Source organism: Muribaculum gordoncarteri, assembly GCF_004803695.1.
GTDB classification, from domain to species: Bacteria; Bacteroidota; Bacteroidia; order Bacteroidales; family Muribaculaceae; genus Muribaculum; species Muribaculum gordoncarteri.
In genome coordinates this window covers 2,234,573-2,255,219 of the sequence record NZ_CP039393.1, presented here as the reverse complement: position 1 = coordinate 2,255,219, position 20,647 = coordinate 2,234,573, and the positions used below count along the sequence as shown (strand labels likewise).

9 protein-coding genes are annotated in these 20,647 nt (G+C 52.8%); 8 read left to right on the top strand and 1 reads right to left on the bottom strand.

Going from position 1 to position 20,647, the window contains the following annotated elements:
* Positions 1–13: 13 nt before the first annotated feature.
* Positions 14–2,737, bottom strand: coding sequence for a glycoside hydrolase family 97 catalytic domain-containing protein (locus tag E7746_RS09975; protein WP_136410699.1), 2,724 nt, complete (start codon positions 2,735–2,737; stop codon positions 14–16).
* Between the two features lie 293 nt (positions 2,738–3,030).
* On the opposite strand from E7746_RS09975, the gene E7746_RS09970 reads away from it, so the two are divergent.
* The 8 genes from E7746_RS09970 (at position 3,031) to E7746_RS09935 (ending at position 20,600) form a co-directional block, all read left to right on the top strand.
* On the top strand, positions 3,031–5,490 hold the full coding sequence (locus tag E7746_RS09970) for a glycoside hydrolase family 127 protein (RefSeq protein ID WP_123396209.1): 2,460 nt from the start codon (positions 3,031–3,033) through the stop codon (positions 5,488–5,490).
* Between the two features lie 48 nt (positions 5,491–5,538).
* Complete coding sequence (locus tag E7746_RS09965; protein WP_136410698.1) at positions 5,539–8,559, top strand: SusC/RagA family TonB-linked outer membrane protein; 3,021 nt, start codon at positions 5,539–5,541, stop codon at positions 8,557–8,559.
* A 14-nt stretch (positions 8,560–8,573) separates the two neighbouring features.
* Positions 8,574–10,238, top strand: a complete 1,665-nt coding sequence (locus E7746_RS09960; RefSeq protein ID WP_123396211.1) for a RagB/SusD family nutrient uptake outer membrane protein — start codon at positions 8,574–8,576, stop codon at positions 10,236–10,238.
* 35 nt (positions 10,239–10,273) lie between these two features.
* Positions 10,274–11,308, top strand: a complete 1,035-nt coding sequence (locus E7746_RS09955; protein ID WP_123396212.1) for a DUF4859 domain-containing protein — start codon at positions 10,274–10,276, stop codon at positions 11,306–11,308.
* A gap of 68 nt (positions 11,309–11,376) precedes the next feature.
* On the top strand, positions 11,377–12,657 hold the full coding sequence (locus E7746_RS09950; protein ID WP_136410697.1) for a DUF4859 domain-containing protein: 1,281 nt from the start codon (positions 11,377–11,379) through the stop codon (positions 12,655–12,657).
* Between the two features lie 72 nt (positions 12,658–12,729).
* Positions 12,730–15,060 carry a DUF6055 domain-containing protein gene (locus E7746_RS09945; protein ID WP_136410696.1) on the top strand — a complete coding sequence of 777 codons (2,331 nt, stop codon included), beginning with the start codon at positions 12,730–12,732 and terminating at the stop codon, positions 15,058–15,060.
* A gap of 133 nt (positions 15,061–15,193) precedes the next feature.
* Positions 15,194–16,516: a DUF6055 domain-containing protein gene (locus E7746_RS09940; RefSeq protein ID WP_136410695.1), complete on the top strand. Its 1,323-nt coding sequence runs from the start codon at positions 15,194–15,196 to the stop codon at positions 16,514–16,516.
* A 76-nt stretch (positions 16,517–16,592) separates the two neighbouring features.
* Positions 16,593–20,600, top strand: coding sequence for a hybrid sensor histidine kinase/response regulator transcription factor (locus E7746_RS09935; protein ID WP_136410694.1), 4,008 nt, complete (start codon positions 16,593–16,595; stop codon positions 20,598–20,600).
* The last annotated feature ends 47 nt before the right edge of the window (positions 20,601–20,647 follow it).

The following is a 20,647-nucleotide window of genomic DNA, read 5'->3' as shown; positions in this document are numbered from 1 at the left end:
ACTGTGTTGCTGGTTATTTGTGAATTTGGTTTTTTATAGGAATTTCGATTTCGTAGAAATATTCGCTCAGGAGCTTGTAGATGTCGGGGTCGTAGGCTTTCAGCTTGGCACGACGGTTGACATGGTTGTGGATTCCGTTGGCCGGTTCGGCATATCGGTTGCAGTTGAAGAATGACTGCACGGCCTCGGCGAAGTACTCCTCCTTGTTGGAGAGCGCATAGGTGTCCTCCCACAATCCCTTTTTCTTGGCGTTGAGCCACAGAGCTTCGAGTCGGTCGTTGAAATCGGGCTCAATCTCGGCGATTCCGAGCATGTGGATGAGGTGGGCAAACTCATGAATCAGAATGTTTTCGCCCTCATACTTGTCGCCGGGCAGCGCAAGCAGATTCTCCTCGCCGCAGCTTGACGACAGTTCGTCCTCGGGCGCACCGCCGAAGCCTCGTGCGCGCCAGTTCCAGAATGCTATAGAGTCGGGATCGGTGGTGCAGATGTGCTGAAACTCAGGTATGTCGCAGGTCTGCTCGTCCTTGCCTATCACCATCAGGTGGGCTCCGCGCTGTACCATGTGACGCTTCACATCGGGACGCTTCAGAAGCATGTAGCCGATGATGTCACACGCCAGTCCGAGCGCCTCGTCGCTCACTTTGTCGGACGACACGACATAGAAGCCGTCGCTTTCGATGTACTTCTTGTAGAAATCGGGAATCGCCGCACGCTTTTCGGCGGGAATCGCGGTGACTGTGCCGTGGCCGGCGGGCATCGGGTCAAGACGGATTGCAAATCCGCCTCCCGAGGCCAAATGCACCGATGTCTTTGTGTCGCGGGTAACGGTGGCGGTGGTCTTGGCGTAGTCCTGCGCCTGCTTGTCGGCGTTGATTCCGTCGACCATCATTGTGGCCTTGAACGTGGCGCCTTCGGGCAGGAAGGAGTAGTCGACGGTTATGTCACGCGGCTCCCAGTCGGTCATGCCGCCCACAAACCAGCTGCCGCCGTTGCGACGGGCAGTCACGATGTGCTTGCCCATCTCGCCGGATATCACTTTGGTTTCGTCGAATGTCACGGGCAATCCGGCAATGAATTCCACGCAATCCTCTTCGCCCCGATAGTTGGTGGGAGCGTCACACAACATGGTGAAAGGGGAGTCGTGCACGATGTAGGCGGCGAGCTGATGGCAGCGAGTGCCCATACTCATGGGGTTGTAATAGACTGCTTTCCAGTCGGCTTTCGATGCGTTACGCATAGCTCCGGGGGTGTAGTCGACCTGACCGGCCATCATGCGTATATAGGGGAATGTCACGTCGTAGCGCGGCATGTCGTTGGCAATGTCGGTCCACTTCACCTCCTCCATGCCGAAGACGCTCTCGAAGTTGAGCACGTTGGGGTAGGTGCGGTTGATTCCCGCAGGCTTGTAGATTCCGTGATAGTCGAGCGTGAGGTTGTGGCGGGCGGCAGCATCGGCGAGGCGATAGGTCATCTCGACGGCTGTCTGGTCGTCACGGTCGAGGAAGTCGACCTTAAATCCGGCTATGCCCATGTCGCTGTACTTCCTGCAGGCCTCCTCAAGCTGTCGGTCGAGAACGTTGAACACTGTCCACAGCACGATGTCGACACCGCGTTTGCGGCCGTACTCGATAAGCTCGGGCAGGTTGATTTCAGGCACCACGGTGAGCATGTCGCCGCTCTTCGGGTCATACCATCCTTCATCGAGTACGACGAATTCCAGGCCGTTCTGCGAAGCGAAGTCTATGTAGTATTTATAGGTGTCGGTGTTGATTCCCGCCTTGAAGGGCACTCCTTTCAGCCCCCAGTCGTTCCACCAGTCCCAGGCCACCTTGCCGGTCTTGATCCACGAAGTGTCGGGCACACGCGAAGGTGACGCGAGGGCGTAGACGAGGTTGTTGACGGGCATCTGGGTGTCGCTTGTGGTGACGGCCATGATGCGCCACGGATAGGTGCGTGCGCCGTCGGCGAGTGCTATGTAGGGGGCGGTTTCGGTCACGTACTCCTGCACGCGCCAGGGATAGAAGTCGGTCTTGACGGGGTAGGGGGCAAACTTTGCGTCGAGGCGGCCGTTGACGGTGTCGGCCTTCAGCCACATTCCGGGGTAGGCCTCAAGGTCCGACTCAAGGATCGTGAGTTTAAGCCCGTTGCCGTAGTCGACCGTCGCGGGAAGAAATATGAGCTTGTCCTTGGCGTGGCTCAGCGGCGTTATATCGTAGATGTTCTGAAACGCCATTGCCATGGGCTTCTCGTCGTTGGTAGTGTAGGGGAGATAGACCGTGGGGTCGCCGGGGATGTCGAGCTGTGCTGTTTCGCCGGCAATGGTGAGGCGCTTGCCTTTGTCGCGCGTCACGTAACGATAGGCGACACCGTCGTTGAATACACGCAGCTCCAGGCCGGTGCCGTTGTCGAGCCGCAGCGACAGCTCGTTGTAGGTTATGTCGAAATGTTTCTGACGGTAAAACTCGGCGTCGACGGCTTCGGTGACATTGCGTCGCGAGCGCGCGCTCTTTATCGCCGAGGCATCCTTGCGGCCCTCGATGTCGAGCGATATGCGCGACGGCTTGATGAGCTCCACGCCGTCGCGTGAAACTCCCAGTGTGATTGCCTTGCCTGTGTCGTCGACGGTAGCTTCAAGCATTCCGTCGGGTGATGTCACGGTATAGGATTTGGCCCAAACAGCGATTGAGGTTAACGCGGCCAATAGCACCGTTAATGTTTTTCTGCAAATTTTCATGCTGGCATTGATGGTATATAATTACTAAAATGTCCACCTGCGGCATTGTAACATCTGTTACATCGGGCGTGTGGAAAATTGAAAAAATGTTTACATTGCAAATTAAGCAAATTGCCGTGAATAAAACTGACAAAAATGTCCAAACCTATGGAAAAATCGTCCAAAACAGCTGTTTAGACCCCGATAGTGTACGATTTTTGCATCAAATTGGACGAATTTTTCATTTGTCTAAAATCTCTTTCGCTACATTTGCCGTCGAATATAGTAATCAATTTTTAACCAAAAAAAGAGAAATGAATCTAGTACCCCATTTCATCACTGCATGTGCTGTGGCTTTAACGGTCACGGCTTGCACAAAGGGCACCTACCAGGCTCCCGACGCTCCGGTCAAGGAGGTTGCCTTCACGCAAGTACACATTGATGATAAGTTCTGGGCACCACGTATCGAAACCAACCGCCTCGTGTCGATTCCCTCGGCATTCAAGGAGTGTGAGAAGAACGGACGGTTTGACAACTTCGCGATTGCCGGCGGTCTTATGAAAGGTGAGCACCGCGGCGATTTCTCGTTTGACGATACCGACCCCTACAAAATCATCGAAGGTGCATCGTACTCGCTCGCGGTTCAGTATGACCCGCAGCTCGACGCTTATCTCGACAGCGTAATCACTCTCATCGCGGCTGCCCAGGAACCCGACGGTTATCTCACCACGTGCGTTACCAATAAGTGTACGCGCCTTTCAGGATGGTGGGGAACTCACCGCTGGGAGAAGATCAACAGCCATGAACTCTACAACAGCGGACACCTCTATGAGGCGGCCGTAGCCCACTATCTCGCCACCGGAAAGCGCAGCCTGCTCGATGTGGCCATCAAGAACGCCGACCTCGTGTGTGAGGTGTTCGGTCCCGCCGAAAACCAGAAGCACGTGCCTTCAGGTCACCCCATCGCCGAGATGGCTCTCGCTAAATTATATAAGGTGACGGGCGACGAAAAGTATCTCAACACCGCAAAGTACTTTGTTGAGGAAACAGGTCGCGGTACCGACGGACACCGCCTGAGCGAATACTCGCAGGACCACAAGCCCATCCTCACCCAGGATGAAATCGTGGGTCACGCAGTGCGCGCTGGCTACCTCTATTCGGGAGTGGCCGATGTAGCGGCTCTCACCAACGACAGCGCCTACTTCAACGCACTCACCCGTATATGGGACAACATGGCCTCGCGCAAACTATATATAACGGGAGGCATCGGAAGCCGCGCACAGGGCGAAGGCTTCGGTCCCGACTACGAGCTCAACAACCACACCGCCTATTGCGAAACCTGCGCCGCCATAGCCAATGTCTACTGGAACTACCGCATGTTCCTCGCCACCGGCGATGCAAAATATGCCGATGTATATGAACGCGCCCTCTACAACGGCGTGATTTCGGGTGTGTCACTGTCGGGCGACAAGTTCTTCTACGACAATCCTCTCGAATCGATGGGACAGCACGAGCGTCAGCGCTGGTTTGGCTGTGCATGCTGCCCGGGCAACGTTACCCGCTTCATGGCCAGCGTGCCCAACTACATGTATGCCACTCAGGGCGACGATGTGCTCGTGAACCTCTTCATCCAGTCGAGCGCCGAAATAGCCACCGACAACAACCGCGTGACAATAGCCCAGACAACCGACTATCCCTGGGACGGCAAGGTGACATTCACCATCACCCCCGACAACGAGGGTGAATGGGCTCTGCGCCTCCGCATTCCCGGATGGGCCGGCGAGTCACCCGTTCCCACCGACCTTTACACCTTTACTTCGGCTCCCAAGCAACCCTACACGCTGAAGGTCAACGGCACAAGCGCACGCGTGCTTGACGGCGACGGTTACGCCACAGTGCGCCGCACATGGAAGGCCGGCGATGTAGTCGAGCTTGAATTGCCGATGGATGTGCGCCAGGTACGCGCTCATGAGAACGTGGCCGACGACCGCGGCAAGCTCGCCATACAGCGCGGCCCCGTGATGTTCTGCCTCGAAGGCCGCGACCAGGCCGACAGCACTGTCTTTGACAAGTTCATCCCCGAAGGCACCGCCTTCACCGCCGCCTACGAGCCCGAATTGCTCAACGGCGTGATGACTCTCTCGGCCAATGCTAAGCAGATTCTCCCCGACGGCACAGTCAAGGATGTGGAAGTCAAGGCAATACCCTACAGCACATGGAACAACCGCGGAGCCGACCAGATGGCAGTGTGGATTCCCGAGGCAGCCGAATATGCCCGCGCAACTCCCGCTCCCACAGTGGCAAGTCGCGCACGCATGTTCTCCGAGCCCACCTCGCTCACCTCCGACGCTCCCGCCGCCACCTCCAACCTGCAGTGGGCATGGGGCTACAACGACCAGTGGGAACCCACATCGAGCGCCGACACCTCGAAGCCCTACCACTACTGGTGGCTGCGCAACGGCACCAACGAGAATCTGTGCTATGCATTTGACGAGCCCGTCGAGGTGCGTGACGTCGATGTCTACTGGCTTGAATTTGACCACTACGACGGCAACTACCGAGTGCCCGAAAGCTGGCAGCTCTACTACAAGGACTCCTCCAACCGCTGGCGCGAAGTCAAGGCGACATCGGCCTACGGCACCGAGAAGGACCGCTACAACCACGTGACCATCGAGCCCGTCACGACTACCGCGCTGAAACTTGCCGCAAAGCTGCAGGACGGACAGAGCGGAGGCGTAATCGAGTGGAAGGTCAACGAGGGACCCCAATCATGATTATAAATAATCTAATCTTATAATTTTTCTAACCTTACAAGCAACTAAATGAAACCGCATGTAAATCTAAACCATTTCAGTAAAGACTTACTGAAAGTTGCGGCGTGCTTAGCCATCGGGACCGCGATAAGCGCTCCCGTGGCCTACGCCGAACCATTGCAAGCGACACAGTCAGTTCAGAACGGAACCGTATCGGGTGTAGTAACCGATTCACAGGGTGAACCGATCATCGGCGCCAGTGTAATCGTTAAGGGTACATCGGAAGGTGTCGCCACCGATCTTGACGGACGATTCACCGTAAAGGCATCGGCCGGACAGGAAATCACCATCTCATCAATCGGCTACAAGCCCGTCACCGTCACCGTGGGCAGCTCACCGCTCAACATCGTGCTTGAGGAGGACTCACAGATGCTCGACGATGTAGTCGTGATCGGTTACGGTACACAGCGCAAAGGCGATGTGACATCGGCCGTGTCATCAATTAAGGCTGAAGATTTCACCGTAGGTGCAATCGGTGACGCTTCGGAACTTGTGAAAGGTAAAGTTGCCGGTCTTACTATTTCAAAAGGTACCGGTGACCCCAACGCAGAGTCAACCATAAGATTGCGTGGTGTGATTTCTTTACAAGGAGGTTCGACACCGCTCGTGCTCATCGACGGTGTAGAGGGAGGCCTCGGAACTGTTCCTCCTGAAAACATAGCTTCAATCGATGTGCTCAAGGATGCATCGGCCGCTGCCATCTATGGTACCCGTGGTGCCAACGGTGTGATACTCATCACGACAAAGTCGGGTTCAAGAGGCGAGGCTAACACCACGGCCACTTACTCGGGCTATGTGTCATGGGCAAGCCTTGCCAAGAAGCACAAATTCATGACTGCCGAGCAGGTTCGTCAGGGTCTTACCAACTTCTCGGACCGCGGTTATGAAACTGATTGGCTTGACGCAGTGTCACGCACAGCATTCACTCACAACCATGACTTCCAGATAAGCGGAGGAAATTCCACCACCACTTATTCAGGTAATGTGTCCTATCGTAATGCCGAGGGTGTCATCTTAACCACTTTCAATGAGGAGTTGAAGATGAACTTCGACATATCGCACTGGTTCTTCAACGACATGATCAAGGTACACTTGAATCTCGTGAAGGGTATCCACAAGAATGGAGCTCTTAATGCAGCTACCGAGGTCTATCGTCATGCAATCATGCGTAACCCCACCGAGCCTATATATGATACCGACGGACGCCCGTATGAAAATTTGGGCATTACCTACTACTACAATCCCATTGGACTCATTGAGGAGCTTGAAGGAGAATATAAGAGCGAATGGAGCCGCCTGACAGGCGACATCACCCTCGAGCCTATCAAGGGATGGCAGACCAAATTGATGCTGTCGACCGACCGCTCAAATGGTCACAATGCCTATTTCCGCACATCGGACTACTATAGCCACCGCACCGACGGAAAGACAGGTGATGCAGGCCACTCCTATTCTTACAGCCAGAGCAATAACCTTGAGGTGACCTCCAATTATCGTCAGACATTCGACAACAAGCATCGCTTTGACGCTCTTGTAGGTTATAGCTATCAGAAGAACATGTATGAGGGTTTCAATGCATGGAACGCCGACTTCAACAATGACTTCTTCTCCTATAACAATCTCGGTCTTGGTCAGGAACTTAAAGATGGTAAGGCTTCGATGGGAAGCTATAAAAACGATGACAAGCTGATCGGTTTCTTCGGTCGTGTAAGCTATGGCTACGACAACCGCTACAACCTGCTTCTCTCGATGCGCCGCGAGGGTTCTTCCAAATTCGGTAAGAATCACAAGTGGGGTAATTTCCCCTCGGCATCAGCCGGATGGAATGTAATGAATGAAGAGTTCTGGAAGGGCCTTTCAATAAGCAACTGGTGGAATGAGCTGAAACTCCGTGCAGGTTACGGTGTTACAGGTGTTATCCCGTCATCGTCCTATCAGGCTCTTACCCGCTATGACTTCGGCGGCGGCCGCTACTTCTACAACAATGGCAAGTGGGTTCCCGGTATGGTTGTAGCATCAAATCCTAACCCCGACCTGAAGTGGGAAACCTCTCATGAAATCAATGTGGGTATCGACTGGGATATGTTTAACGGCCGTTTCGGCGGTAGCGTCGATGTCTATAACAAGACTACCAAGGATATGCTTTGGTGGTATGATGTACCCGTTCCTCCGAACTTGTATCCGCAGACACTTGCCAATGTAGGTAAGATGCGTAACACGGGTGTCGAGCTGCTTTTACGCGGCATACCCGTCCAGGTGCGTGACTTTGAGTGGACTACTACTTTGACATTGTCACATAACAGCAATAAGCTTATCTCACTTTCCAACGGAATGTATGAAACAGCCAACCAGCATCCCTCAGGAGGACTTGGCGAGCCTATCAGCCAGTCGACTCACCGTCTTGAGGTGGGAAAACCTGTTGACCACTACTTCGGTATCAAGTCGGTTGGCGTGAGCGAAAACGGATTGTGGATGGTTGAGGATCCCAGTACAGGCGAAGCTGTTGAGATCACCGATGATATGCTTCCCGATGACGACATGAAGCAGGATCTCGGCAACGGTCTTCCCAAGGTATATCTGGGATGGAGCAATACTTTCCGCTATAAGAACTTTGACCTCTCGATGCAGTTCACCGGTCAGTTCGGCTTTAAGATTCTCAATGAGGCACGCGCCTACTATGAGAACAACTCGATCAACTACAACCGCCTCCAGTCGGTTCTTGAAGCTCCTTATGGCGACCGCACACTTGCCGGCAACCAGAAGCAGACATTTGTAAGCTACTATCTTGAGAATGGTGACTTCCTTAAGCTGACCAATCTTACATTCGGCTATACAGTGCCTTTGAAGAAAAACAAGTTTGTCAACAACATACGTGCTTACTTCTCGGCCGAGAATCTCTTCACCATCACCAAGTACAAGGGCCTTGATCCCGAGCTTTCCAATGGGGATGCAACATCGGCCGGTATCGAGCGCCGTGACAATTATCCCACAATACGTTCATTCACCCTGGGACTTAACATCAACTTCTAAATCTTTTGACTTAAATGAAAACAACGTTTAAAACCATCATAGCGTCAGCAGTCGGTGCCTCAATGCTCGGAATCAGCGCATGTACCGACCTCGATGAAACCACCTACGACGTGATAGCGGCTGAGGATTATGAATTTACCGATGCCGACCGTGCCGCCATGTTCTATCCTGTTTACAATTCACTACGTGACTTTATATGGGGATGGTTCGGATTTACCGACCTCGCCGACATGGCATCCGACCTCTGGTGTGTGCCTTATCGCATAGGTATCGGTTGGGGCGACCTCTATGTGCCCACTCACAAGCATACGTTTCACAGCCAGATAGGTTTCTTCTCCACAGCATGGAGCCGCGCCTATGCAGGTGTCAACTCATGTAACGAGCTTCTGAGAGATGAAAGTATAACTTCATCGGAATCGGCGGTTGCCGAGTTGCGCGGATACCGTGCGCTTTACTACTATTTCCTCTTTGACCTTTTCCGCAACATTCCTCTTGACAAGGGTGAGCTTCATGAGGCAGGCTGGCTTCCTGAGCAGGCTACACCTCAGGAAACGTTCGATTATATCGTGTCGGAGCTAAAGGCCATTGAAGGTGCGTTTGGCGACCAGAAGGAGCTTGGACGAATGAACAATGCTACCGTCAACATGCTTCTTGCCAAGATGTATCTCAATCACAATGCATGGCTTGGCGGCGATGACGAGTCCTACTATAAGCTTTGTATCGATGAGCTCAACAAGATAATTGCCATGGGCTATCAGCTTTCGCCCAACTACAAGGACAACTTCCGTGAGAGCATTGCCGCTTCGCCCGAGGTGATTTTCGGAATACCCTACGAGGAAAAGTATGCGGCAGGTAATTACTATGCCAACCTGTGGATGTGCAACGCCGGTCGCGCAACATGGGGATTCAACGGCTGGGCAACTTCAGGTGGTGGCGCTCACCCGCAGTTTATCGAAACCTACGACGCTGATGACCAGCGCTATGCCGACTGCTGGATTTCGGGTCCGCAGTATGACAAGGACGGTCTTCCCATCTATATTGAAGGAATTCAGCTGAATTATACTCATGAACTTCGCTCAATTGACAACCCCGGCTGTTACGAGCAGGAGGGAGAGCGTCTTGTAAAATATGAGATTCTCGGAGGCGACAAGGGTTCAAGCTATGACGACCAGGTGATATTCCGCTATGCCGATGTGCTGTTGATGAAAGCCGAGTGTCTTCTCCGCATTTCGGGTGCATATAACGGTGAGGGAGAGGCTCTTGCTGCCGAACTGGTGACACAGGTGCGTCAGCGCAATTTCTCAACGGCTCCCGGCAAGGCACTTCGCACTGTGGCTCAGCTCCGTGGCGGAAGCTGCTACGATTACGGACATCGTGAGAACCGCGCCGAAATCGACCAGCCCGACAACTGGATTATCACTCATGAGGGCGGCGACGACATCATCCTCGGCGGCTTGCTCGATGAGCTTGCATGGGAATTTGTGGCTGAGGGACACCGTCGTCAGGACCTTGTGCGTTTCATGATGACCAACGGCTGCAACGTGTGGAACGGTAAGTCATGGTTCTGTAAGGATGGCATGAGCGATCCCAACGACCGTCATTACGATGTGTTCCCCATCCCCAAGGATGCTATGGACGGTAACCCCAAATTGGTTCAGAACCCCGGCTATGCAGGCTAATGTACTTACCTTAAACCATTAAAAGGAAAAACAAGATGAAAAAAACATATCTATATTCATTCATTGCGGCATTGGCTTTTGCGGGTGTAGGCTGTAACAGTGACGACCCGTCTGATGCCACAGAAAAGAAAGTTTATGCTGAGGGTGAAGCACCCTATCTGCGCACAAATAACGAGGCAACCGTAACTGCATCACGGGTATTCTCGGTGGTTGATATCGACGCACCCCAATATGTCTATCTTAAGGACTATGCGACACAGTTCCATAAGTTCCTCAATATGACCGTTGATGAAACCGTTGCCGCTATCGAGCGTGGCGAAGTGGTGTTCTACAACATCAATACCGGCCGTCAGTGCTGGGATGTAACTCCTCCCAACAATGGCGAATCGGGATGGTACTACACTTCCAACGGCCGTGTGGCTTCATCCGATCAGAATCCTGTGTTCACGGCATCGCTCAACAAAACCGAGAAGGCTATAGAGATTCATGCTGTCAACAATCCTGCAGCCGGAACTTTGACAACGCTCGACATGGGCTTTGCAATCAAGAATGGCAGGGACTTTGACGACTATGTGCGTTTCGCGATAAGCCTGGTGGTAACCGATCCTTCGATTGTTGAATGTTCGGGTAGCGTGCCTGCCGGCGACTGGGCTTCATGGTCGCTTGACTTCTCGAAGTATGATGCTGAATTGCAAGCCGCTCTCGGACTGTCGGCCAAGGAATTCATAAAGCTCTATGGCCAGTGCGAGCCTGAATATCAGTGGACCAACTTTGAAGACGACCCGATTCAGGTGTTCCTTGTAAAGAATGGCGAGCGCGTGACAGGTGAAGGCGGTCTGCGTCCCAAGTCGACAACCAACTGGATGGGCTGGTGGCTTGACAAGGATCAAAACATTGTAGGTTACGGCGATACAAGCTATATATTCCTTGAAGGAGCCGAAGGCGTTTACAACTTCGGTCGACATCCCAATGTTCCGTCGGGAGAGAGTGCTACGATAATCGTTGACTTCGCGCTGACTGCCGATCTTGACAAGCACATCAAATTCATGGTTAACTTGTCATTTGAATAAACAAAATCATGTAATCGCCCCGGGAGGCTTGTCCTCCCGGATGCGATTCCGATAAAAAAGCAATAATAATGAAAGATATAGCTAAATATTCAAGATGGTTCGTTGCCGCGTGTCTGCTGGCCTCAGCTCCGATGTTTACGGCATGTGACGACGATGATGAAATAGTGGTCGAAGTGCCTCCCTTTAATCTTGACGCTACCGCAGTGAGTGTAGTGTGGAATGAGAGCGAGGCCGTGGTAAATTTCTCAGCAAGTGAAAACTGGAGCGCGACTACCGATGCTTCATGGGTGCAACTTACTCCCGAAAAGGGTGAGTTTGGCAAACATCGACTCTTCATGACCTTTGAACACAACGATTATTTGTCGCCGCGTCAGGCTACAGTGACGGTTAAGTGCGGCGAAGGTGTGCAGAATATCCTTGTGACCCAGGGCGGCTGCGCCGATGCTGCAAGCGTGTTGAGCGTATCGGCTTCGGTTGAAACCGGTACTACCGATTTCTCGGCCGGCTCATTGTCGCTCTCTTCTTACACCAAGGAGATTGAAGGCAACATGGGCATGACCTATGATGAATTCATTCAGGGCATAGGCAATGACGGTGACATCGATTTCTACATAATCAATGACGGAGAATGGAATCTTGCAAGCAGCGCGGGAACACGTTGCAGCGCATGGCTCAACGCCGACATGGAAAATGTGGGATGGAAGGATGGTACATATCCCGATAATGCCATATATGTGGAAACATGGGCCGAGGATGGCGAAGTCGCTATAGGCCGAGGTGTTGACATTCCTGATAATGCTGAGTTTGATGTTGAGTTTGCTTACGCCAACGCCGACAAGTCGCGTTACATCATCTTCAAAGTCAACATTCTCTGTCCTACCTACGAGCCTGTTGTGGATGTAGTGTGTGACGGCAACAAGGCAGTCGTTAACATGGAAATCGTGGATGCCGCTTACGCTCCCACTCTCATTAAATTTGACGCTCTTGCCGATGCATTGCAGGCAGGCATAAGCCTTGATGTAGAGGGATTTGTTTCGGCAGTGACTTCTGACCGCGACACCGCTCCCGTAGTCATGTACATGATCGATCAGGCTACCGGCAACTGGGATATGGACAGCAACTATACCGCTAACGGCATCGGTTACTGGCTCGACGATAAGTATCTGCCCACAGGTTGGACAGGCAGCTATCCCAGCAATACGTTCTCTATCGAAACATCGGAGGACGGCATCTATATCGGCCGCAGCAATGATGTTCCTTCAGGTCCTTACACATTGAAGTTCGTCTATGCTTTGCGAACCAATGTGACTAAGTACGTTGAAATTGAAGCTAATATCGATTGCTTCTAATAAGCTCTATTATATGCAGGGGATGGCCGTCTACGGCCATCTCCTTGCATTAATATAAGGAGGAGAATCATTATGATGAAAAACTATTTATTATTGTACTTTGCGATATTTTCGTTGGCATTTGCATCGGTAGGTTGTTCTGATTCCGACGCTGATGAAGCGGACATGTCGCCGGCATTGGTCTTTTCAAGCAATGACCGTACATTCAGTGTCGCATCGGCCGAACAGAACGAGATTACAATAAAGTTCAAGGCCAACAAGCGCTGGTCGGCTCAAGCTCTTGAAGGAGCCACCTGGCTTTTCTTTTCCAATAACGGTGTCAGCACCGGCGATGTGGAATTGACCGTTACCGTAGGTGCCAACACTTCCACCGACGGCCGCACCGGTAAATTCAGAATCTCGGCCGGTGACATGAGCGAGGATTTTACAGTGAATCAGCCCGGAAAGAGTGGCGAAGCACCCAAGCCTCCTACTGAAGAAATCGACCCGTCGACCATCCCCGATTATGATAAATTCTGGGCTAATTCAGAGCATGGATCGGGAATGTTGAAGAGCAATTCAAAATTCTCGTTTGCGCGTTATAAATCGAGCGAGCACTTCTTTGTGTTCTGGGACAAATATTTCGGCGACGACCCCAACGGCTCGCATGTAGCTCCCGGTGACCGCGTCGATGTTGACGATCTTCTCGCCAAGGCCGAGCATTTCTTCCAGACCAATATCATGACTCTCGGCATGGCCGTAATTGGTCAGGGGCAGTCGACACTCGACGACTACAAGATGCAGATATATCTTCTCGATCCTACACCTGAATCATGGGTGGCAACAGGTTCGGGTTATGACGACATGATAGGCGCGCTTTGGGTTACTCCGGCTACCTGTCAGCCCGTCGGCTCGACAATCGCTCACGAGATAGGACATTCGTTCCAGTATCAGGTATATGCCGACAAGGTTCAGAAACAGGGCTACGACCACAACTACAGGCATGGTTTCCGCTATGGTTTCGGCGATAACGGTGCAGGCGGTTGCTCTTACTGGGAGCAGTGTGCGCAGTGGCAGGCCCAGGTTGACTATCCCGAGGAGATGTTTGGCTATCATGTGCCTACATGGACAGCCAATTGTCATCGCATATTCTATCATGAATGGATGCGCTATGCAAGCTACTGGCTGCAGCATGACTGGGTAAACCGTCACGGAGTTGAGGCTTACGGACGCATCTGGCGGGAGTCGGAATTCCCTGAAGACCCCATTGAAACCTATACCCGCCTCTACAACGGATCGGATATGCAGAAGACCTACGACGAGCTTTATGACTATGCGGCTCACATGGTTTACTACGACATACCCGGCATACGCGAATATGCTACTCCCGAAGTGAAGGGCAACTATTCGACCGTATTGTTCCGAGTTGACGATTCCAAGTATCAGGTAGGTTATCAGTCGACACCCGGAACTACCGGATTCAATGTCATAAGACTTATGACTTCGGCCGGCAAGTCGGTATCGGTTAAGGTGGATGCCCTTGAAACAGGCAGTGCTCTCGCCGAAAAGGACCCCGGAACACAGGTTAACGGCGACGGAGGCATTGTGGGTTCGGTTAAACGCTACAATACACAGCGCAACACATCGTCCAATTTCCGTTACGGCTATGTGGCAATCGTCGACGGAGTGCCTCAGTACTCCGAAATGAGCAAAGGCGCCACAGGAACCGCATCTTACAACGTGCCTGCCGGAGCGTCGGAACTCTATTTCGTAATAATGGGTTCGCCTGACACTTATAATCGCGCGGGCTGGGATGACAAGGAGTCCAATGACGAGCAGTGGCCTTATACGATAACTCTCACCGGCACCGATGTTTACAATTATGTAGAGCCGTCGGTAGCGGTGTTTGAGAAAGTTGACGACAACACTCTTAATGTCACCTATGACTTAAGCATCGATCCTGAAAACAGCGACTGGATTGCCGGTGGCCTTAACATGACGGTGCCCGATGTCACCGAATTCCTCGGAATGGATGCCGCAACCTTATCCAAGTCGGTCGTATCGCCCGAAGTAGGCAAGGCTGTGGAGAAAATAGACGGTAAGATCGTGGTGTTCAATAAGAATGCTGACGGTTCGATATCCAATATGCCTACAGCTAATGTAGGTTACTGGCTTACGGTTGACGGAACCGCCATCGAGTATGCTGAAGGTACGATATATTACGAGTTGAACGGTGCCAACCTGATACTCGGCAAAAAGGGAGCTGTAGGTGCTCCCGGCGACACCATGGTAATGCATCCCGTTTATGTGTACAAGAAAGGATCCTCTGAAAAGACTATCAACGTTACAGTCACCTATAAATTCCGTGGCGCCACTACGGAATTGGGTAAACGGGTGTCCTATTCACGTATGAAGCTTTTTTAATTAGGCATATTTAATGTCGGTATTTATTTCTAAGGTTGAGGAGGTATTGCGGGGCAACCTTGCAATACCTCCTTTTTTCATTTTCTAATTAATGAAAATTACATTATCTTTGAATTGTGTAACACGAAAATTCATGATCAAGCAATTTGTTTTGGCAGCTGTTTTGCTGTCGTCGCTTCAGCTCACGGCCGAGGTGACCGAATATAAAGGCAAGAGCATATATCTACCCAAGGAGCTGCGTGCCAATGACTTCACCGACCCTGCGTCGAAGTGGAGCTACGACCGCATGGCCTGCACCGACAACATCGTGCTTTTCTGGGCTCCCGGATTTGGCGGCAACATCGCCACCGCTCCCGACCTTGAGGGACATGACATGAAGGTGGACCTTGCCAATCTGCTCGACCGGCTGGAGTCGTTCTACAAGTTTTTCTACAATGACCTCGCTTTCGTCAAGCCGGGCACCAAGGCCGACAAGTATCGCATGATGGTGATGCTCGACTACTCGCTTGAGGGCACGGCCTACGGCGGCGACTATGACGGCGAGATAGGCGCGTTGTGGATAGCTCCCAACCGTGTGCAGGACAAAAAGCTCAACTGCATAGCCCATGAGCTGGGCCACTCGTTCCAGTCGCAGGTGTCGTGTGACGGCGAGGGCGAAGGCTGGGGCGGAAGCGGATTCTTCGAGATGGCGTCGCAGTGGATGCTGTGGCAGGTCAACCCCGACTGGCCCACCGACGAGAACTATCACCTGAACGCCTACCGTGACGGCACTCACAAGGCATTTCTTCACCTCGACAACATATACCGCTCACCCTACGTGCTTGAACTGTGGGGCGAGAAGCACGGCCGACCCATAATCGCCGAACTGTTCCGCCAGGGAAAGCGCGGCGAGGACCCTGTAATCACCTACAAGCGCATCAACGGCATGACGCAGGATGAGTTTAACGACGAGATGTTTATGATGCAGCGCCGACTGATAAACTGGGACATCGACCGCGTGCGTGACAATATGCGCCCCTACGCCAACCTATGGCATACCGATATGGTGGATGCCGGAGGGCGTTACCGTGTGGCTCCGTCAAACTGTCCCGAGAACTACGGCTTCAACGCCATTGCGCTTGAGGTGCCGGCTCCGGGCAAGAAGGTGACTGTCGACTTCAAGGGCGAGGCCGGCCGCAAGGGCTACAACAGCGTCAATGTGGCAAAGGCGGGCTGGCGTTACGGACTTGTGGCCGTGGATGTTGACGGCAATGCCACCTACGGCGAGATGAAGCGTGACCGTCACGGACGCATCGAGTACACCGCGCCCGCTGACAAGCAGCTCGCCCATCTGTGGCTCGTGGTCATGGGTGCGCCTGCCGAACACTGGATGAATCCTCACGGTCGCGACAACAATGAGGTTGACGCGCAGTGGCCCTACAGCATCAAGCTTTCGGGCACGGCATTGAGGAAGTGACGCGTGGTTGAAGTGAGTGTGACCTTAATATCTGTGTAAATATTCCTATCTTTGGTTTTAGCCTTAACATTGACTGATGAAAAAATTGTGCCTACTATTCATTGCCGGCTTGATGTCGCTTGCGGCTCTTGCTTCGGGGAGTAATCTTGCGTTCCGTCACTACACGACCGACAACGGATTGCCGTCAAACTGCGTGCGTGACATCATGCAGGACAGCCGCGGCTTCATCTGGTTTGCCACCGACGGCGGCCTTGTGCGCTTTGACGGTCAGCGTTTCAAGGTATTCTCGTTAAGCAAGTTGGAGGGCAAGCATTCTCAGGACGATTTTGTGTCGCAGATGCATGAGCTTGACGGCAAGATATGGATAGGCGTTGACACACAGCTATTTTATTACGATCCTGAAACCGAAAAGATTCTTACTCCCGTGTTGAACTATGCTCCTGCGTGCAGAAGCCGCATAGACTCCTACGTGCGTGACATGACATCGGACAAGGACGGCAACCTGTGGCTTGCCGTGGCCGGCAACGGCGTGTTTAAGGTGAACAGCGTCACCGGCGATGTGGTTAACTACGAGTTTCCGCAGCTCTCCAATATGGTGGGCAAGGTCTATGTCGACTCACGTAACGATGTGTGGGTCATGGGCAACCAGGGACGGGGAATACTCTTTAAGCTGAACAAGAGCGACGACACGTTCAAGCCGTTGCAGCTCACTCTCGACGGCCGGCCGCTTCACGTAATTGCAGTGGCCATGGCCGAGGATGAGGCCCACAACATGTGGATAGGAATGTGGGACTCGGGACTTTTCCGTTTCGATCCTTTTACGGGCGAGGCCGATGCCGCGCTGCATTCCGGTGCCGACAGGGGGCTGGTTCACATCCACTCGATAACCGCAGGGAGCAACGATGTGCTCTACATAGGCTCCGATGCCGGATTGACGGTGTTCAATCCCAAGAGCGGCGAATACAATCTATATAAGAATGACGAGCTCGACGGCCGGTCGTTGTCTGACCAGTTTGTCTATCCCATACTGCGTGACCGCGAGGACGGAATGTGGATAGGCACTTTCTACGGCGGTGTCAATTATCTGGCACCCGATCTGAAGCAGTTTAACGCTCATCGTCACTCGCGATTTGTCAACTCGGTGAGCGGTGACATCATATCGGGATTTTGCGAGGACGGCATGGGTAATGTGTGGATAGCGTCGGATGACGGCGGATTGTGTTACTACACACCTTCGACGGGACGCTACAGTCACGTTGCGCTGCCCTCGACCGGTGCCGTGCCGTTTAACAACAACGTGCATGCGCTGTGCCTCGACGACGACGACCTGTGGATAGGCACTTATACAACCGGTGTGGGTGTCTACAACATCAAGACCCACCTGATGCGTCACTACTATCCCCGTGAGGGCGACGACAGTTCGCTCGACGGCTGGAGCAGCTATGCCATATACCGTGACCGTGACCGCAATATATGGGTGGCGACGATGGACATGATAAACCTCTATGACCGCGAAGCCGACAATTTCAAGCGTGTGCGCAGTCTTGGGGCTATGACTATCGACATCGACCAGGATGCTTTGGGCAACCTGTGGTTCTCGACTCAGGGCAAGGGGTTGTTCCGCTACGACACGCGTCACCGGGTGTGGAAAAACTATCGCTTCTCCAGTGACGAGGGTGCGCTGCCTCACAACCATGTCAACTGCACTACGATTGACTCGCGAGGCCGGATGTGGGTGGCTACGGCCAACGGCCTGTGCCGTTACGTGCCCGAGCGCGACAGTTTTGAGATTATCAATATAGGCGATGTGCCGAGTAAAATAGTGTTCTCGGTCATCGAGGACCAGAATTCATTGTGGCTCACGACAAGCAACGGGCTTGTGAGGTATTCGCTGGTCGACGGCAGTTCCGAACTGTTTACGACATTTGATGGACTGTCCAACAATCAGTTCATGCTGAATGCCGGACTCAAGACTTCGAGCGGGTGCATCTATCTCGGTACGATCAAGGGCCTTAACATGTTCTATCCCTATCAGATACGCCCTAACCAGACAATGCCACCTGTGGCGTTTACCGAGCTTGATGTTGTCAACTCGGTGGTTGAGGTGGGCGATTCGCGACTTCCCAAGTCGCTCAACAGTGTCGAGCGCATCGAGCTGTCGCATGAGGACTATCTGTTCAGTCTGAGCTTCTCGGCGCTGAGTTACGTTAATCCGTCCAAGAATCATCTGCGTTACAAGCTCGACGGCTTCGACAAGACATGGATAAATGCCGGCAGCGACAACCGTGCCACCTATACCAACCTGCCTCCGGGCAACTACAAGATGATTGTGCAGGCCTCCAACAATGACAACCTGTGGAATGAGGAGGGCATCACGCTCCACATCAAGATATTGCCTCCATGGTATGCCTCGATTCCGATGAAGATTCTCTATGTGCTTATTGCATTGGGATTGATATTCCTGTTGATTCGCCTGTTGCTGCGTTACTACGACAAGCAGCACAAGGTGGAGCTGAGCCGTGTCAGCGCCAACAAGGAGAAAGAGGTGTATCAGGCCAAACTGTCATTCTTCACTATGATAGCGCACGAAATCAGGACGCCTGTGTCACTGATAATCGGGCCGCTGGAGAAAATAATGCGTTCGCCCGGCGAGTTGTCGCCGACTGTTCGCGATGACCTGAATATAATCAATCGCAACAGTCAGCGACTGCTCTTTCTCGTAAACCAGTTGCTCGACTTCAAGAAGGTTGAGCAAAACGGATTCACCGTTACGTTCAGCAGGCAGAACGTGACCAATCTTGTCACGGCTGTGGCCGAGCGTTTCGCTCCGTCGATAGAGCAGATGGGCGGCAAGCTTGTGGTGGAGTGCGGGGAGCGTGACATCGAGGCCGATGTCGACGCCGAGGCGTTGACCAAGCTTGTGAGCAATCTGCTCAACAACGCGCGCAAATACATGAAAGACCGCATTGTCATCGCCTGTCATGCCGACGAGGGGCAGGGGAGGTTCACCATATCGGTGTCGGACAACGGTGTGGGAATCAGCCGTGACAATCAGGAGAAGATATTCAAGCCCTTCTTCCAGGTAATGGACGATACACGTGAGTCGAAGGGTGGCACGGGACTTGGATTGAGCATAGTGCAGAGTGTGGTCGAGGCCCACAAGGGTGAAATAAAGGTTGAGTCGTCGCTCGGTAACGGCGCGACATTCATCGTCACCTTGCCGCTCAGGCAGGAGGGCGTGACGGCATCGGCCGGCAACGACATCATGTCGCCCGCCGAGGATAAGGGATATTCGCGTGCAATCGACGGGAGCGTCAACGATGTGTCGCGTCCCGTGATGCTGATTGTCGACGATAACGAGGAGATGCTTCAGTTCATCACGAGCAACTTCAACTCCGACTACGAGGTGGTGACGGCTGTCAACGGCAAGGAGGCGATTGACAAGCTGTCGCGTCACGAAGTGGCGCTCATTGTGAGCGACTGGATGATGCCGGTGATGAACGGAGTCGAATTGTGCCGTGCGGTGAGAAGCGACTGCAATTACAGTCACATTCCGTTTATCCTGCTTACGGCAAAGACCGATAACTTCTCAAAGATAGAGGGATTGAACTGCGGAGCTGACGCTTATGTGGAGAAACCCTTCTCGGTCAACTATCTTGAGGCGCGCATACACAACCTTGTAGAGATGCGTAAGCTTCTGCGTGAGAAATTCTCGCAGACACCTCTTGAGCCTATAAACACGATTGCGCCCAACCCGGTCGACGACCAGTTCCTGACGCAGCTCACCAATATAATAGAGGAGAACTTCTCCAATCCGGAGCTGTCGGTCGATTTCCTTGCCAACCGCATGGGCATAAGCCGATCGGGTCTATATGCCAAAATAAAGACTCTTGCCAATGTCACGCCCAATGAACTGATACAGCTGACGCGCCTTAAGAAGGCGGCAAAGCTTCTTGCCGAAAACAAGTACCGCATCAACGAAATATGCTACATGGTCGGCTTCAACAGTTCGTCATATTTCTCAAAGTGTTTCCAGCGGCAGTTTGGCATGAAGCCCGGAGAGTTCACGCCACACTCGCTTTAGAGCCGGTTCGACAATAAATGTTAACGGCAGGACGGTCAATTGTTGAG

Bases quoted from the DNA above. Each gene is read 5' to 3' on its own strand.
- E7746_RS09940 (WP_136410695.1), top strand. From the start codon at position 15,194: ATGATCAAGCAATTTGTTTTGGCAGCTGTTTTGCTGTCGTCGCTTCAG.
- E7746_RS09935 (WP_136410694.1), top strand. From the start codon at position 16,593: ATGAAAAAATTGTGCCTACTATTCATTGCCGGCTTGATGTCGCTTGCG.
- E7746_RS09960 (WP_123396211.1), top strand. From the start codon at position 8,574: ATGAAAACAACGTTTAAAACCATCATAGCGTCAGCAGTCGGTGCCTCA.
- E7746_RS09975 (WP_136410699.1), bottom strand. From the start codon at position 2,737: ATGAAAATTTGCAGAAAAACATTAACGGTGCTATTGGCCGCGTTAACC.
- E7746_RS09965 (WP_136410698.1), top strand. From the start codon at position 5,539: ATGAAACCGCATGTAAATCTAAACCATTTCAGTAAAGACTTACTGAAA.
- E7746_RS09970 (WP_123396209.1), top strand. From the start codon at position 3,031: ATGAATCTAGTACCCCATTTCATCACTGCATGTGCTGTGGCTTTAACG.
- E7746_RS09945 (WP_136410696.1), top strand. From the start codon at position 12,730: ATGATGAAAAACTATTTATTATTGTACTTTGCGATATTTTCGTTGGCA.
- E7746_RS09950 (WP_136410697.1), top strand. From the start codon at position 11,377: ATGAAAGATATAGCTAAATATTCAAGATGGTTCGTTGCCGCGTGTCTG.
- E7746_RS09955 (WP_123396212.1), top strand. From the start codon at position 10,274: ATGAAAAAAACATATCTATATTCATTCATTGCGGCATTGGCTTTTGCG.